At 66.7% G+C, this 13,226-nt stretch carries 14 protein-coding genes; 6 read left to right on the top strand and 8 right to left on the bottom strand.

Annotated features, from left to right (window positions below):
• Nucleotides 1-11: 11 nt before the first annotated feature.
• From L1088_RS06155 to L1088_RS06125, 7 genes are all read right to left on the bottom strand, one after another.
• Nucleotides 12-746: a YebC/PmpR family DNA-binding transcriptional regulator gene (locus L1088_RS06155; RefSeq protein WP_234554172.1), complete on the bottom strand. Its 735-nt coding sequence runs from the start codon at nucleotides 744-746 to the stop codon at nucleotides 12-14.
• Entirely contained in the window at nucleotides 733-2,268 is a 1,536-nt protein-coding gene (locus tag L1088_RS06150) for a cation:proton antiporter domain-containing protein (protein WP_234554171.1), read from the bottom strand. The genes L1088_RS06155 and L1088_RS06150 overlap by 14 nt, the downstream gene beginning before the upstream one ends.
• 69 nt (nucleotides 2,269-2,337) lie before the next feature.
• Nucleotides 2,338-2,973, bottom strand: coding sequence for a DsbA family protein (locus tag L1088_RS06145; RefSeq protein ID WP_234554170.1), 636 nt, complete (start codon nucleotides 2,971-2,973; stop codon nucleotides 2,338-2,340).
• A 34-nt stretch (nucleotides 2,974-3,007) separates the two neighbouring features.
• On the bottom strand, nucleotides 3,008-3,952 hold the full coding sequence (gene speE / locus L1088_RS06140) for a polyamine aminopropyltransferase (protein ID WP_234554169.1): 945 nt from the start codon (nucleotides 3,950-3,952) through the stop codon (nucleotides 3,008-3,010).
• Nucleotides 3,953-3,954: 2 nt separating this feature from the next.
• Complete coding sequence (speD, locus tag L1088_RS06135; protein WP_038045932.1) at nucleotides 3,955-4,356, bottom strand: S-adenosylmethionine decarboxylase; 402 nt, start codon at nucleotides 4,354-4,356, stop codon at nucleotides 3,955-3,957.
• Nucleotides 4,357-4,378: 22 nt separating this feature from the next.
• Entirely contained in the window at nucleotides 4,379-7,018 is a 2,640-nt protein-coding gene (locus L1088_RS06130) for a DNA translocase FtsK (protein ID WP_234554168.1), read from the bottom strand.
• Nucleotides 7,019-7,159: 141 nt separating this feature from the next.
• Nucleotides 7,160-7,651 carry an OmpH family outer membrane protein gene (locus L1088_RS06125; protein ID WP_234554167.1) on the bottom strand — a complete coding sequence of 164 codons (492 nt, stop codon included), beginning with the start codon at nucleotides 7,649-7,651 and terminating at the stop codon, nucleotides 7,160-7,162.
• A 97-nt stretch (nucleotides 7,652-7,748) separates the two neighbouring features.
• Between L1088_RS06125 and L1088_RS06120 the strand changes: the two genes are divergently transcribed.
• The gene (locus L1088_RS06120) at nucleotides 7,749-8,186 is read left to right on the top strand and encodes a hypothetical protein (RefSeq protein ID WP_234554166.1); all 438 of its coding nucleotides are present in this window, start codon (nucleotides 7,749-7,751) and stop codon (nucleotides 8,184-8,186) included.
• 187 nt (nucleotides 8,187-8,373) lie between these two features.
• Nucleotides 8,374-9,006, top strand: a complete 633-nt coding sequence (locus L1088_RS06115; RefSeq protein ID WP_234554165.1) for a CBS and ACT domain-containing protein — start codon at nucleotides 8,374-8,376, stop codon at nucleotides 9,004-9,006.
• Between the two features lie 96 nt (nucleotides 9,007-9,102).
• Here the strand turns inward: L1088_RS06115 and pheA are convergent, their stop codons facing one another.
• Nucleotides 9,103-9,924 (bottom strand): prephenate dehydratase, encoded by an 822-nt coding sequence (gene pheA, locus L1088_RS06110; protein WP_234554164.1) that lies wholly within the window; start codon nucleotides 9,922-9,924, stop codon nucleotides 9,103-9,105.
• 63 nt (nucleotides 9,925-9,987) lie between these two features.
• Here pheA and L1088_RS06105 point away from each other — a divergent pair, with 63 nt between their 5' ends.
• Genes L1088_RS06105 through L1088_RS06090 form a run of 4 tightly spaced genes read left to right on the top strand, consistent with a single transcriptional unit; the run spans nucleotide 9,988 to nucleotide 13,223 of the window.
• A complete protein-coding gene (locus L1088_RS06105) occupies nucleotides 9,988-10,737 on the top strand; it encodes a response regulator (protein WP_234554163.1) in 750 nt (249 codons plus the stop codon).
• A 3-nt stretch (nucleotides 10,738-10,740) separates the two neighbouring features.
• On the top strand, nucleotides 10,741-11,763 hold the full coding sequence (locus tag L1088_RS06100; protein WP_038045939.1) for a lipid II:glycine glycyltransferase FemX: 1,023 nt from the start codon (nucleotides 10,741-10,743) through the stop codon (nucleotides 11,761-11,763).
• A 45-nt stretch (nucleotides 11,764-11,808) separates the two neighbouring features.
• A complete protein-coding gene (locus L1088_RS06095) occupies nucleotides 11,809-12,369 on the top strand; it encodes a hypothetical protein (RefSeq protein WP_234554162.1) in 561 nt (186 codons plus the stop codon).
• Complete coding sequence (locus tag L1088_RS06090; protein WP_234554161.1) at nucleotides 12,366-13,223, top strand: LptA/OstA family protein; 858 nt, start codon at nucleotides 12,366-12,368, stop codon at nucleotides 13,221-13,223. The genes L1088_RS06095 and L1088_RS06090 overlap by 4 nt, the downstream gene beginning before the upstream one ends.
• Nucleotides 13,224-13,226: the final 3 nt, after the last annotated feature.

Here is a 13,226-nt window from a genome sequence, read left to right as displayed (position 1 = left end):
GGCTTGTGGAGCTAAGCTTCCACCTGCAGGCTAGCGGGGTCCAGGTTGGTGTAGACGTGTTGCACGTCGTCCAGGTCCTCCAGGGCCTCCACCAGGCGCATGACCTTGGCGGCCTCCTCAGGAGGCAGGGCCACGGTGTTCTGGGGATGCTGCACCACCTCCACCGCCTCCACGGGGATGCCCCGCGCCTTTAGCTCCTCGGCCATGCGGTAGGCCTCGGCGGGGTCGGTGTAGATGGTGAGGCTTTCCCCTTCCTCCTCGAGGTCCAAGGCCCCTAGTTCAATGGCTGCCTCTTGCGCCGCCTCGGAGTTCGCAGAGACGATCACCCCTTTGCGCTCAAACTGCCAGGCCACGCTGCCACTGGCCCCCAGGGAGCCCCCGTATTTGTTGAACACGTGGCGCACCTCTCCGGCGGTCCGGTTGCGGTTGTCGGTGAGGGCGTAGACCAAAAGGGCCACACCCCCTGGGGCGTATCCCTCGTAGACGATCTCCTCGTACTGCTCGGCCCCGTCCCCGCCGCCTTGCAGCTTTTGCAGGAGGCGCTCGATGTTTTCCATGGGGACATCGTCGGCGCGGGCGGCTTCAATGGCGTTGCGAAGCTGGACGTTGGCCTCCGGGTAGGGGCTTCCTCCCGCTCGCGCTGCCGCCTGGATGGCCCGTAGGTGCTTGGAGATGATCTTGCCGCGTTTGAGGTCGTTGGCGGCTTTTTTGCGCTTGATCTGTGCCCACTTGCTATGACCGGCCATGGCTCACCTCACCCATTATAGCGACCTCTTTCAGCACCCTTTCCGCCAGGCGCTCCCCCGCTTCCCGGAAGGGGTGGAAAAGAAGGGACACCCCGGCGGCCTTAAGGACGGGGTCTTCCTCCAGGTGGAAGCTGGTAGCGGCGAGGATGCCGGAAAAGCCCCTTTCCTTCAGCCAGCGGGCGGCCAGGAGTTTGGCCTCGAGGTCCGGCAGGGCCAGGACCACCGCCTTGAGGCCCCTTAGGTCCAGCCGCTCCCAAAGCTCAGGGTCCTCGGCATCTCCGTAGAGCACCCGCCTGCCCTTGGCCCGGTGGCGCTCCACCTTCTCCGGGTCGGCATCCAGACCAAAGGGCCTCTCCCCGTTCTCCTCCAGCACCCGGTAGACGGCACCCCCCGTACGGCCCATGCCCACGATCAGGACCGTGGCCCCTTCCAGGCGCTCGGGTTCCTGGTCGGGGTGTGTGCCCCGGCGCTCCAGCCGCAGGAGCCGGGGCTCTAAGCGCTTATACAAGGTGTGGCTGTACCGGGCCAGGGGGGCGGATAAGGCCATGGAGAGGGCCACGGTCAGGGCCAGGCTGGTCAGGTTCACGGGGAGGTGGCCTGCCCGCTCCAGGACCACCCCCACGATGAGGGCGAACTCCGAGTAGTTGCCCAGGTGCATTCCGGCCACGAAACCGGTCCGGGCCCGTAGGCCCAGGAGCAGGAAGAGGGCGAAAAAGAGGGGAGCCTTGAGCCCCAAGAGGAGGAGAAGGCCTCCCACCACGCCCGCCTCCACACCGCGGATACCTTCCCTCAGGCCGATGTCCAGGAAGAAGGCCACCAGAAAGGCCTCTTTGAGGGCCCACAGGGCCTTGGCCATCTCCGGACCTTTGGCGTGCCCGGAGAGCAGGGCGCCCGTGAGGAGGGCTCCCAGCTCGGGGGAAAGACCCACCTGCCGGAAGGTCTCTCCGCCCAAGAGGGCGAGGCCCAGGCCAAATAGCACCAGAAGCTCTTCGTGTCCGCTCTTTTCCAGGAGCCAGGCAACCCCTTGCCGCACCAGGGGGAAGAGGAGGAGGAGGACGGCCCACGGGCTCGGCGTCCCGCCCCCGTAGAGGCTGATTAGACCCACGGCCACTAGATCCTGGAGGACCAGGATGCCGATGGCAAGGCGGCCGTGGTAGGTGGTGAGCTCCTTCTTGCCCTCGAGGACCTTCGCCACCAGCACCGTGCTGGAAAAGGCCAAGGCCATGGCCAGAGGAAGGTTGCGCAGGAGGAGGAAGGCCAGGAGGGAGAAGAGCAGGAGGTGGAGCCCCCCCGCCACCAGGACTCGAGGCTCCAACAGGTCCTGGAAGCGGAGCTTTAAGCCCACGGTGAAGAGCATAAGGAGCACGCCGATCTCCGCCGCATAGTGCAGGAACTCGGTTTCCCTCAGCCCCAGTCCGTGAAGGGCAAAGCCTGCCCCCAAATAGCCCACCAAGGGGGGAAGCCCCAGGCGGCTGGCCAGTAGACCCAGGGCGAAGGCGGCGGCCACCCAAAGGGCTTCCATGGGTTCCAGGGTAGCAAAGAACCCAAAACACGGCGAGCTTTACCCTGCCGTGTTTCTACACCTACCCCTTCACTTTTGCTCGGCCAAGGCTTTATCCAGGAGGTTTTTCCACTCCTCGTAGCTCAGAAAACCGGTGTGCTTTTCCCCACCGATGAAGAAGGTGGGGGTACCGGTGAGGCCCAGGTCCGTGGCCAGCTTCTGGTCGGCTAGGACCCCCTCGCGGTGCTTATTCGAGGAGAGGCACTGGCTAAAGGCGTTCTCATCCAGCCCCATCTGCCCCGCCAGGTCCGCCAAATAGCGGTCCAGCACGCTCCCCTGGAGGTTCCCCCAGCTGGAGGCGGCCCGGAAGAGAACCTCGTGGTACTCGTAGTAACGCCCTTGGTCGGCGGCACAGGCGGCGGCCTCGCTGGCCCGGATCACGTGGGCCTGGCCGGGGAAAGGGAAGTCGCGGAAGAGGTAGCGCACCTTTCCGGTGTCCATGTACTCGGCTTTAAGCCGGGGGAGGACGTTTAGGGCGTGGTTTTGGCAATGGGGGCAGAGGTAGTTGGAAAAGTCCACCACCACCACGGGGGCGTCCTCGGGGCCCAGGGCAAAGCGGGCTCCTTGGGCAGGGTCCAGGCCCGCCTTGCCCTTGGGGCCCAGAAGGATCCAGCCCAGGCCCAAAAGGGCCAGGACCACCACTACGAGAACTATAGCGCGCGGCATGGGCCTACTCTACCACGCTCCAGGTGAGAAGTCCTTAGCCCCGGTAGGGGGCCTGCCGGGCCTCGCCCTCAGGGGTGAGGTAGAAGGGGTTTTCGTCGGTGGACACCATGGTCTCTTCTTCCACCGCCTCCTGGATATCCTTGGGCAGGACGAACATGGCCTCCAGGTAGGGGGCGGAGAGGTGGCGCAGGGCCAGGTTCCGCTCCCGGATGCGGGCCTCGATGACCCCTTCGGAGAAGGCGGCGGGGTCAAAGGCGTCCGAGGCCAGGAGGAAGCCGAAGTTCAGGAAGAAGCCCGGGATGTGGTTCTTGTAGCTCCGCACGTAGCGGAAGGCCTCCCGCACGGTGCGGTGGACCACCGGGTGCACCCGGTGGTGGGTGAGCATGATCATCCCTGCCTGCATGCCCATCACCCCCCCTGGGTTCAGGTGGGCCTTCACCAGGCGGTAGAACTCCACGGTGTAGAGCAGCCTTGCGGGGTTGTCCTCCCCCACGGGGTCGGTGAGGTCGATCAGGACCACATCGTAGGTGTCCTGGGTGCGTTCCAGGTAGGCCCGGGCGTCATCGATGAGGAGGACCGTGCGGGGGTCGTCAAAGGCCCCCTGGTGCCACTCAGGCATGTGGGCCTTGGCCAGCTCCACCAGCTCCCCGTCGATGTCCACCATGACCGCCCGTTCCACGCTGGGGTGCTTGAGGACCTCCCGCAGGGTGGCCCCTTCCCCTCCGCCCACGATGAGCACGGTCTTGGGCTCGGGGTGGGAGAGCATGGCGGGGTGGACCAGGGTTTCGTGGTAAACGTACTCGTCCTTCTCCGTGCTCTGCACGTCCTTGTCCAGGACCAGGACCTTACCGAAGCCTTGGGTTTCGAAGAGGAAGTAGTCCTGGTAGCGGGTGCGTCCTGAAGCGATGACCCGCTCCATGCGCCGCACCATGGTCTCGTAGGGGGTGATGTGTTCAAAGAAGTACATGCCGTAGTCCATACCTAACCTCCTTGTCCTGCGCTAAAAGCGCGCCGCCGGATGGCGTGTTCCGTGCCCCGCCAGTAGCGGAAGGCGGACTCCTCCTTGGCCCCGAAGGCCCGGGAGAGGCCTTGGAGCACCTCCTCGGGGTTTACCCCGTCCCGGTAGAAGTAGAGGTCCAAGGTGGCGGAGGCGTTGTCCTCGGGCCAGGTGTGGATCATCACCGCGGCCACCGGGCTCACCACCGCCGCCGAGAGCCCCTGGGGGTGGAACTTGTACACCACCGACTGAGCGGAGCCCTTAGGCGCTCCCAGACGCATCACCGCGTCCAGGAGGGCCGCCTCCACCATCCTGGGGTTCTCCAGCACGTCCAGATCGCAGCCGTAGATCTCCGCCACCCAGCGCCCGCCCGGCACCGTTTCCACAAAGGGCCATCATAGCACAGCCCTAGCCGAAGAAGTCCTTGAGCTGGTCCTTGGTGATGAGGACTTCCCGCGGCTTGGAACCTTTGGAGGGTCCCACGATGCCCATGGCCTCGAGGGCGTCCATCAGCTTCCCGGCCCGGGCGTGGCCGATGGAAAGCCGCCGTTGCAGGCGGCTTACGGAGCCGTAACCCTCCTCCACCACGATCTCCGCCGCCTTCTTGAGAAGGGGATCCGAGAAGTCCACCTCGCCGGGGCCCGCGCCTTCCGGCCCCTTGGGGGGCTCAAAGTCCTGGCCGTAAGCCTCGGCGAAGCGGTCCTCGTAGCTCTGGCCCCTGAGGAAGCCGGCCAGGCGGCCCACCTCATCCTCTGAGAGGTAGGGCACCTGCAGGCGCACGGGCTTGGGAAGCCCGGGCTGGTGGAAGAGGGCATCCCCCTGGCCGATGAGCTTCTCCGCCCCCTGGGTGTCCAGGATGGTGCGGGAGTCAAACCCGCTGGAGACGGCGAAGGCCAGGCGGGCGGGGATGTTCACCTTGATGAGGGAGGTGAGGATGTCCACGCTGGGGCGCTGGGTGGCGAGGATGAGGTGCATGCCCGTGGCCCTGCTCATCTGGGCCAGGCGCAAAATGGCCGACTCCACCTCCTTGGGGGCGGTCATCATCAGGTCGGCCAGCTCGTCCACCACGATGACCAAGTAGGGGAGGGTTTCCCCGCCCTCCCGTTCCATCTTGGCGTTGTACTGCTCCAGGTTCCTGGCCCCCACCTGGCTCATGAGGCGGTAGCGGCGCTCCATGTGGGCCACCGCCCCCTGCAGGACCCCTGCCGCCTCCTCGGGACTCGTCACCACGGGGCGCACCAGGTGGGGGATGCCCTCGTAGGGGGTGAGCTCCACCATCTTGGGGTCGATGAGGAGGAGGCGCAAGGAGGTGGGGAGGTGCTTAAAGAGGAGGCTGGCGATGAGGACGTTGATGGCCACGCTCTTGCCGCTTCCCGTGGAGCCAGCGATGAGGAGGTGGGGCATCTTGGCGAGGTCCTTGACCCAGATCTCCCCCTCGATGCTCTTGCCCAGGACCAGGGGGAGGAGGGCCTTGGCGTTTTGGAAGGTGGGGGAAAAGACCGCTTCGGAAAAGCGCACCAGCTCCCTTTTGGGGTTAGGCACCTCCAGGCCCACGGTGTTTTTCCCGGGGATGGGGGCCTCGATGCGCACCGCTCCCACCGCCAGGGCCCGGGCCAGGTCGTTCTGCAGGCTCTGGATGCGGCTGATTTTCTCCCCGGGAGCGGGGAGGAGCTCGTAGCGGGTCACGGTGGGCCCGCGGGCGTGGCCCACCACCTCCGCCTGCACCCCGAAGTGCTTGAGGGTTTCCCCGATGGCCCGCTTGAGGCGCTCGGCCTCCTCCTCGAGGCCCCGGGAGGCGCCCTTGGACTCGGGGGGATCCAGGAGGTCCGGGGTGGGTAAGGCTAAGGCGGTAGCGGTCCTGGGCGCTGGCACCGCCAGGGCCTTCCCCGCGGGCTCGGGCCGGGGCGGGGGGTCTTGGCGGGAGGGGGTGGGTTCCGGGAAGACCAGGTCCAGGTCTAGGTCCAAGGGCTCGGGTTCTGGTTCGGGCGGCACTGAGGGATGGAGGGCGGCGGGTTCCGGGGGTGGGCTGCCCGTGAGGAGGGCCCGGAGGGCTTCCGCCTGGACTTCCGGGGGTTGGTGCAGAAAACGGAGCCAACGGACCAGCTCTTCCTGGCGCCCTTCCAGGTCCTCCAAGAGCCCGGAGAGCTCTTCCCAGCGGGCCTTGCGCTCTTCCCGGAGCCGCATCCCCCGGAGGAGGCCCAAAAGGGTTTCCCGCACGGGGGGTAGGGGAAGGAGGGCTTTCAGGCGGGCGGTGAGGGCCTGGGCTTCCAGGAGGAGGGCGGCCCGTCTTTCCTCCAGGGCGTCCCGGAGGGAGCCTTCTCCGGGTAAGGCGGTCTTGAGGGCCTCGAGGAGGGCCATGAGGCGGGGTTCCAGGGGGCGGTTGTCCTCCTCCATGCGGCGCTTGAGCTCCGCCACCCGTTCCTGCACGAAGGCCTGCAGGGCCTTCTCCACCTGGGGGAGCTCGGCGGGGGAAAGGTTGGCCGCCAGGGCCCTCAAGGTGGTGTGCTCCGGGTAGACCCGGGCCAAGAGGGCCACCCTGCGGCGGAGGAGGAGGGCCTTCAACCGGTAGCGGAGCCGCCGGACCCCCTCCACCCCCAGGCGTATGGCGCTGAGGAGGAGGTGGGCTATGGGCCTGCGGCGCCACCCGTCCAGGACAAAGGTAGCCAGGAGGAGGGGCAGGGCCAGGCCCAGGGCTCCGGCCTTAACCAAGAGGATCGAGCGCACGCCGCTTCCCAGCCTGCCCGAAAGGGGACCTAGAAGGGGGGAGAGGGTAAAGGCCAGGAGGAAGAGGAAGAGAAGGTGGCGGAGGAAGGCCTTGAGGGGTTGGCCTCGGAAGAGCAAGGTCCCCATGAGGAAGAGGCTGGGGGAGACCAGGTAGGCGGGAAGCCCCAGAACCTCGTAGAAGTTCTCCCGCAAAAAGGCGCCAAGCACCCCCGTGTCCACGGGGTAGTGGGGGGCGAGGAGGAATACGCCCGTCCCCAGGAGCACTAGGGCCAGGACCTCGAGGTCCCCTTTGGAGGCGGGCTTGGCGGGCTTCCGCTTGGCCATCGGAAGGATTATATCCGCCCAGCGCTCGGGAACGGCAAAGCTAAGCGCCCATGCGCGCAGGCCGCTTCTTTGGCAAAAGCGGAAGCGGCCTGTCCGTGGCCTTTGGGGGCCTAGGTCGTGGCGTGCGCCACGAAAGGGGTCTTAGCGCTTGAGCTCCCGGACCACCGCCTGGGTCAGGTCGGTGTCCTCGTCCGCGTAGACCACCAGTCCCGACTGGGCGGCCACTTGGCGGCTCATGACCACGGCGAAGCCCTGGGCCTTGGCCACCTTGGCGATGGCTTGGTCCACATCCTCCAAGATGGGCTTTAGCAGGGGGTTTTGCCGGTCCTGCCACTTCTTCACCGTGTCCTGGTAAGTCTTGAGGAGGGCGTCGTAGTCCTGCCGTTCCTTGGCGGTGGCCTGGCCCGACTGGACCTTCTGGGCTAGGGGCTTCAGCTTGTCCTCCAGGGGGGCGATCTCCTTGCGGGCTTGGGCCTGGAGGTCCTGCACCTTCTTGTAGTCGGGGTGAGCCTGGACCAGGGCATCCGCGTCCACAAACCCCACCCGGGTGGCCACGTTCTTGTTTTGGGCCAGCATGGGGGTGAGGAGAGCGCCGAGGGCCAGGAAGAGGGCTGCTAGGGAAAACCGCTTCATGGGACCAAGCCTAACGCCCCCGGGTGAAGCGCGCGTGAGAGATAGCTTGCTTTCGCCTGGACCTGGGGAAGGGTATTCTGCCCCAGGAGGTGAGCGCATGCGCAAAGCCACCTGGGTTTTACTGCTGATGGCGTTGGGGATGGGAGCCTTGGCCCAGCGGGCGGTTTCGTTCCGCCTCTCCCTGCCCCCGGCGGGGCTGGGGTTGGGCCTCGAGGCGCCCCTGGAGCGGAACCTGGCCTTCCGCGGCTTCGTGGACCTATTCCCCGGGGCTCCCAGCTTCCTGGCGGCCGGGGAAGTCCTCTTCAAGCCTGACCTGGGCCAGCTGGACCGGGACCTGCGGGGGATTAGGCCCTACTTCGGCGGCGGGCTGGCAGGCCGTTTCGCGTCCGGGAGCGAGGTGGGGCTGCACCTCTCCTTGGGGGTGGAGTTTCTGCTGGATGCCCGTACGGGCATCTTCCTGGATGGGGAGTACTTCTACCCCTTCGGCAGCTCGGGCCATTTCGGGCGAACGGTGATCGGGGCCAACCTGCGCTAAGCACCCCGTTGCGGCTTGGGCCACGACGGGGCCCCCAGAAGGGCCATGGGTAAGCCCTTGCTTCCCATTGGCTTGGGTGCTCCCCCATTAAAGTGCTTGGGGCTTTGGGTGTGCCGCGTCCGGGAAAGCCGGACAGGGGACATCTTTCTCCTCGGGCTGGGGTAGACTGAAGCCCGGAGGTGAACCCATGTTGGTCAGGGACTGGATGACCGAGGACCCCCTCACCGTTAGCCCGGACACCCCTGTATTGGAGGCCATCAACCTTTTGAAGCACAAGGGCTTCCGCCGCCTGCCCGTGGTCAAGGACGGGAAGCTTTTGGGCTTGGTCACGGACAAGGACCTCAAGGACGCCATGCCCTCTAAGGCCACCACCCTTTCGGTGTGGGAGATGAACTATCTCCTCTCCAAGCTCACCGTGCAGGAGGTGATGGCCAAGCCGGTGATCACCGTGGGGGCCGACGAGCCCCTGGAGCGGGCCGCCCTCCTCATGGAGGAGAAGAAGATCGGCGGCCTGCCGGTGATGGAGGGGGATAAGCTGGTGGGCATCATCACCGTGACCGACGTCCTGCGGGCCTTTATTGAGATGCTAGGGTTGAAGCAGGGGGGCTTCCGCATCACCGTGGACATTCCCGATGTGCCCGGGGCCCTGGCCCAGATGGCCCAAGCCGTGCCGCCCGCCAACATCGTTTCCATCGCTACCGCCGCTCACCTGCAGGGGTACCAGCGCCTGGTCATGCGGGTGGTGGGGGAGGACGTGGTTGGCGTCCCCGAGCGCTTGAAGGCGGCGGGGGAGCGGGTGGTGGACGTCCGCCCTGGCTAAGTACCCCGTCGTGGCCTGTGCCACGACGGGCGCCCCAGAAAGAGCTCGAGCAAAGGGCTTTGGCCCTTATTGGTGCGGCAATCGCCCTGCGTAGGTTTAGGTTCCGTTGCGGTAGGCGGGGTAGGAGCCCAGCACCTTCAAGAAGGCGGCCCGCCGCAAGAGGCCCAGGAGGGCCTGGGCGGGTCCTGGTTCTTCCAGGTGGCCCTCGAGGTCCAGGTAGAAGAGGTAGCTGAAGGGCTTATCGCGTCTGGGTCGGGATTCCAGCTTGGTAAGGTTGACCCCGGCCTCGGCGAATACGGAAAGGGCTTCCAATAGGCCTCCGGGTCGGTGACGGACGGCGAAGACGATGCTGGTCTTGTGGGGGCCTTCCCCCCGCTTGGCCTCTTCCCGGGCGATGATGAAAAAGCGGGTGTAGTTGTGGGGATAGTCCTCGATGTTCTCGGCTAGGACCCGAAGGCCGTAAAGCTCCGCCGCGCGTCGGCTGGCGATGGCCCCTACCCCGGGCTCGGGGTGCTCTGCCAGGGCCCGGGCTGCCCCAGCGGTGTCGAACACGGGGATGGGGGTGAGGCGCATCCGGGCCAGGAAGCCGTCGCACTGGGCCAGGGCCTGGGGGTGGCTCTTTACGGCCTTGAGGTCTTTGAGCTCCGCTCCTTTGGGAGCCAACAGGCAGTGCTCCACCCGGTGGACGATCTCCCCCACCACGTGCAGGTCGCTCTCCAAGAGGAGGTCATAGGTCTGGTTGATGCTTCCCGCGGTGGTGTTTTCCACCGGCACCACGCCCTTTTCCGCCTCCCCCGTTTCCACCGCCTCAAACACCTGGTGGAAGGTGGGGAAGCCTACCGGGGTGGCCCCAGGGAAAGCTTTAAGGAGGGCTTCCTCGCTGTAGGCTCCCTCCGTGCCCTGGTAGGCGATCCGCATGTTCCCCATGGTACATCACCCCGTGGGCGTGCCCGTAGACAGGGGGAGGACCGGCTCGGTAGCATGGCCCTCGTGGCGCGGATTCTCGTGGTGGACGATGACCCTCGCATCCGGCACCTTTTGGAGGTGCTCCTTTCCGGTTCGGGCCACGAGGTGGTGCTGGCCGACTCCGCCCGGGCTGCCTTGGAGCACCTGCGTAAGGCAACCCCCGACCTCATCCTTCTGGACATCATGATGCCCGACATGGACGGCCTCACCCTCCTGGGCCGCATCCGGGCGGTGCGCCGCCTGGCTAAGGTGCCGGTGATCATGTTCACCGGGGGCAGACGGGAGTTGGAGGGGCCGAGCCGCGCCCTGGGGGCGGACCTCTTTTTGGAAAAGCCCATCACTGGCCGCCGCCTCAAGCAGGCGGTGGACAACCTCCTGGCCCGGGAAGGGTACCTCTTGCCCGAAGGGGAGCGGGTGGCTTCCTTGGAGGAGGTGGGGATTCGCCTGCGGCAGGCCCTTCCGGAGGAGGCCCGCTTTAAGGCTCTCTGGCTCAAGACCCCAAGCCGCCGTGCCCTTCTGCACAACCTGGTGGCCAAGGGTTGGACGGAGGCCCTGGTGCGGCGGATTCTGCCGGGGGAGTACGACCTCTATGACCTCCTGGGCCACCTGGCCTACGGCTGGCCCCTGGTGCCCTTAGGGGACCGGGCGGCTAGGGTCCAGGATCCCCGCTTGGCCCCCCTGCTTCAGGCTTACCGGGAGGTGGGGCGGCTGCCCCTCGAGGGCAACGGCCTCCTGGAAGAGCTGGCCCGCACCCTGTACGCTTGAGGGGTGCCGGAGCTACTGGAGATCCAAGAACCCGAGGCCTGGAACCGCCTGGTGGCCGCATTCCCCATCACCAGCGCCCTGCAGTCCTGGGGCTGGGGGGAGGTGAAGCGGCTCTCAGGATGGAAGCCGGTACGCTTCGCCGTATACGGCGAAGAAGGCCTTCTCGGTGCTGCGCAGGTGCTCCTTAGACCCCTGCCCGGGGGGCTAAGGCTGGCCTACGCCCCCCGGGGCCCGGCCCTCTACCGCCTTGCCGACCTTCCCCAGGTAGCCCATCTCCTGGCCAAGGGGGTGCGGGGCACCCACCTGGTCTTGGAGCCGGAAGCGGGGCTTCCCGCGGAGGCGGAGCCTCCCCGCTACCCTGGCCTTCTCCCGGAGGAGCCCATCCAGCCTGGCTACTCCCTCTGGCTGGATTTGACCCAGGGGGAGGAGGCGCTCCTCAAGGGCATGAAGGAGATGCACCGCCGGAACGCCCGCTTGGCCCTGAAGCGCACCGAGCTTTCCGTGGAGGGGGAGGAGGCCTTCCCCGAATTTTTCCGCCTCTTTGAGGAGACGAACCGCCGGGCTAAGCTCCTGCAACACGCGGAAAGCTACTACCGGGCGGTGCTTAGGGAGATGAACCAGCCCTTGGGGGAGGCCTTCATCGCCCTGGCCCGCAAGGAGGGCGAGGTCCTGGCCGCGGGGCTCTTCGTGGCCTTCGCAGGCAAGGTGGACTACCTCTATGGGGGAAGCACCCGCGCCCACCCTGAGGCCAAGGCCCCCATGGGCATGCACCTGGCGGCCATCCGCCAAGGCCTGGCCCGGGGCTACCGGGTCTACGACCTCTGGGGTGTGCCCAGGAACCCGGAGGGAAGCCACGCCGAGGGCATTTTCCGCTTCAAGGAGGGGTTTGGTGGGCAGAGGGTGCAGTTTCCCGCTTACGCCCTGCCCCTCTCCCCCCTTTACCGGCCCCTGAAGGCCCTTCTGCGCTTGCGCAAGACCTGGGTGAACCTGCGGGTGCGGGGCAACCCCAGGGACGTGCTGGGGTAAAGCGATTTGTCATCTTTCTCAAGGGCTTCTGGGTAAGGTGAGGGCGTGGCGCGGCCGCTTCTCCTTCTCGCATCCTTGCTCCTCATCTCCTTGGCACTTTGGCTCCTGCGCTTGGGGCCTGGACGCGCGCCGGAGCCCGCAGGGGTGCGCCTTCAGGGGGTGGAGTTCCTCCTTTTCCCCGAAGAAGAGGGGGTGGAGTGGCGCTTTACCGCCCAGGAGATGGTGGAGGAAGAGGGGGTGTTCCGCATCCGGGGAGGGCTTAGGGGGGAGCGGTACGTGGGGGGGAGGCTGGACCTCCGCCTTTTCGCCCCCGAGGTGGCGGTGGAGCCGGGGGACAACCTGCGGGCCCCCTACGCCCGAGTGGAGATCCTCCGGGGGTGCTACCGGCTGGTGCTCTCCGCTCCTGGTAAGGGGGAGGTGCTCATCCGCCAGAAGGAAGGGTTCACCGCCCCTTGGGTGCGCATCGAAGCCCCCAACCTGCGGGGGGAGGCCCAGGCCTTCCGCTCCGACTTTGCCTTGGAGCGGATAGAGGCCGAGGGGCCGCGGTTTGAGTTTCCCGCGGGGGGCGCTTTCGGACCTTGCACCGTGGAAGGAGGGAGTTCATGAAGCGTTGGGTGTGGCTGTCCCTATTGGGCTTGGCGCTGGCGGCTTCCGGGGTTCGGGTCATCCAGGTGGAGGGGGGAAGGCTTTCCGGGGACCTGCGCTTTGGCCCCTGGACCTTTGAAGGGGAAGTGCGGGGCCGGGTGAAGGACCTGGAGATCCGCGCCCCCAAGGCCACCCTCACCGCCCCCAAGGGCAAGACCATGCAGGAGGCGGAAGGTGAAAGGGAGGCCCGTTTTGAGGGCGGGGTGGTGGTGAGGCGGGGCCGGGTGGAGGCCCGGGGGCCCATCCTGGTGTACCGGGAGCGGACTGGGGAGGGGGAGCTTTTGGGCCCAGCCCGCATGCGCCAGGAGCCCAAGCCCGGTGAGGACCCGGTGGAGGTGGAGGCCAGCCGCATGACCTTCCAGGTGGACACCGACACCTCCACCAGCGAGGGGGCCCTTCTCAGGAGCGGCAACCAGGAAGGGCGGGCGGGCTTCGTCTACTACGAGGAGGAAAAGGGCCTGGCCGTCTTCAGCGACCCTAAAGAGGTGGTCCTGGTACGCAAGCGCAAGGACGGGGACCTAGTCATCCGGGCCAAGGAGGTGCGGAGCCTCACCGGCTCCAAGAAGCTCATCGCCACCGGGGGTGTGCGCCTTCAGGATGGGGATTTGGTCACCACCGGGGAAAGCCTCTACTACGACGACACCACCGGCGAGGCCCTGGTGCTGGGCCGGCCCGCAGTGAGCGAGAACAAGAAAGAGGGGTTCAAGCTCTCGGGAAGCACCCTCCAGCACAACGTGAACCGACACCAGGTGCGGGTCTACGGCAAGGCCTTCCGCTTGCCGGTGGAAGAATTCCGGAAGCTCGGGGAGAAGTAGGCT

Origin of the sequence: Thermus caliditerrae (assembly GCF_021462525.1) — a bacterium.
Taxonomy (GTDB): Bacteria; Deinococcota; Deinococci; order Deinococcales; family Thermaceae; genus Thermus; species Thermus caliditerrae.
Note: the sequence above shows the minus strand (reverse complement) of the source record. Positions and strands in the feature narration are given on the sequence as shown.

Coding starts and splice junctions, on each gene's coding strand:
- L1088_RS06155 (WP_234554172.1), bottom strand. CDS start 746: ATGGCCGGTCATAGCAAGTGGGCACAGATCAAGCGCAAAAAAGCCGCC.
- L1088_RS06150 (WP_234554171.1), bottom strand. CDS start 2,268: ATGGAAGCCCTTTGGGTGGCCGCCGCCTTCGCCCTGGGTCTACTGGCC.
- L1088_RS06145 (WP_234554170.1), bottom strand. CDS start 2,973: ATGCCGCGCGCTATAGTTCTCGTAGTGGTGGTCCTGGCCCTTTTGGGC.
- speE (WP_234554169.1), bottom strand. CDS start 3,952: ATGGACTACGGCATGTACTTCTTTGAACACATCACCCCCTACGAGACC.
- L1088_RS06130 (WP_234554168.1), bottom strand. CDS start 7,018: ATGGCCAAGCGGAAGCCCGCCAAGCCCGCCTCCAAAGGGGACCTCGAG.
- L1088_RS06125 (WP_234554167.1), bottom strand. CDS start 7,651: ATGAAGCGGTTTTCCCTAGCAGCCCTCTTCCTGGCCCTCGGCGCTCTC.
- L1088_RS06120 (WP_234554166.1), top strand. CDS start 7,749: ATGCGCAAAGCCACCTGGGTTTTACTGCTGATGGCGTTGGGGATGGGA.
- L1088_RS06115 (WP_234554165.1), top strand. CDS start 8,374: ATGTTGGTCAGGGACTGGATGACCGAGGACCCCCTCACCGTTAGCCCG.
- pheA (WP_234554164.1), bottom strand. CDS start 9,924: ATGCGGATCGCCTACCAGGGCACGGAGGGAGCCTACAGCGAGGAAGCC.
- L1088_RS06105 (WP_234554163.1), top strand. CDS start 9,988: ATGGCCCTCGTGGCGCGGATTCTCGTGGTGGACGATGACCCTCGCATC.
- L1088_RS06090 (WP_234554161.1), top strand. CDS start 12,366: ATGAAGCGTTGGGTGTGGCTGTCCCTATTGGGCTTGGCGCTGGCGGCT.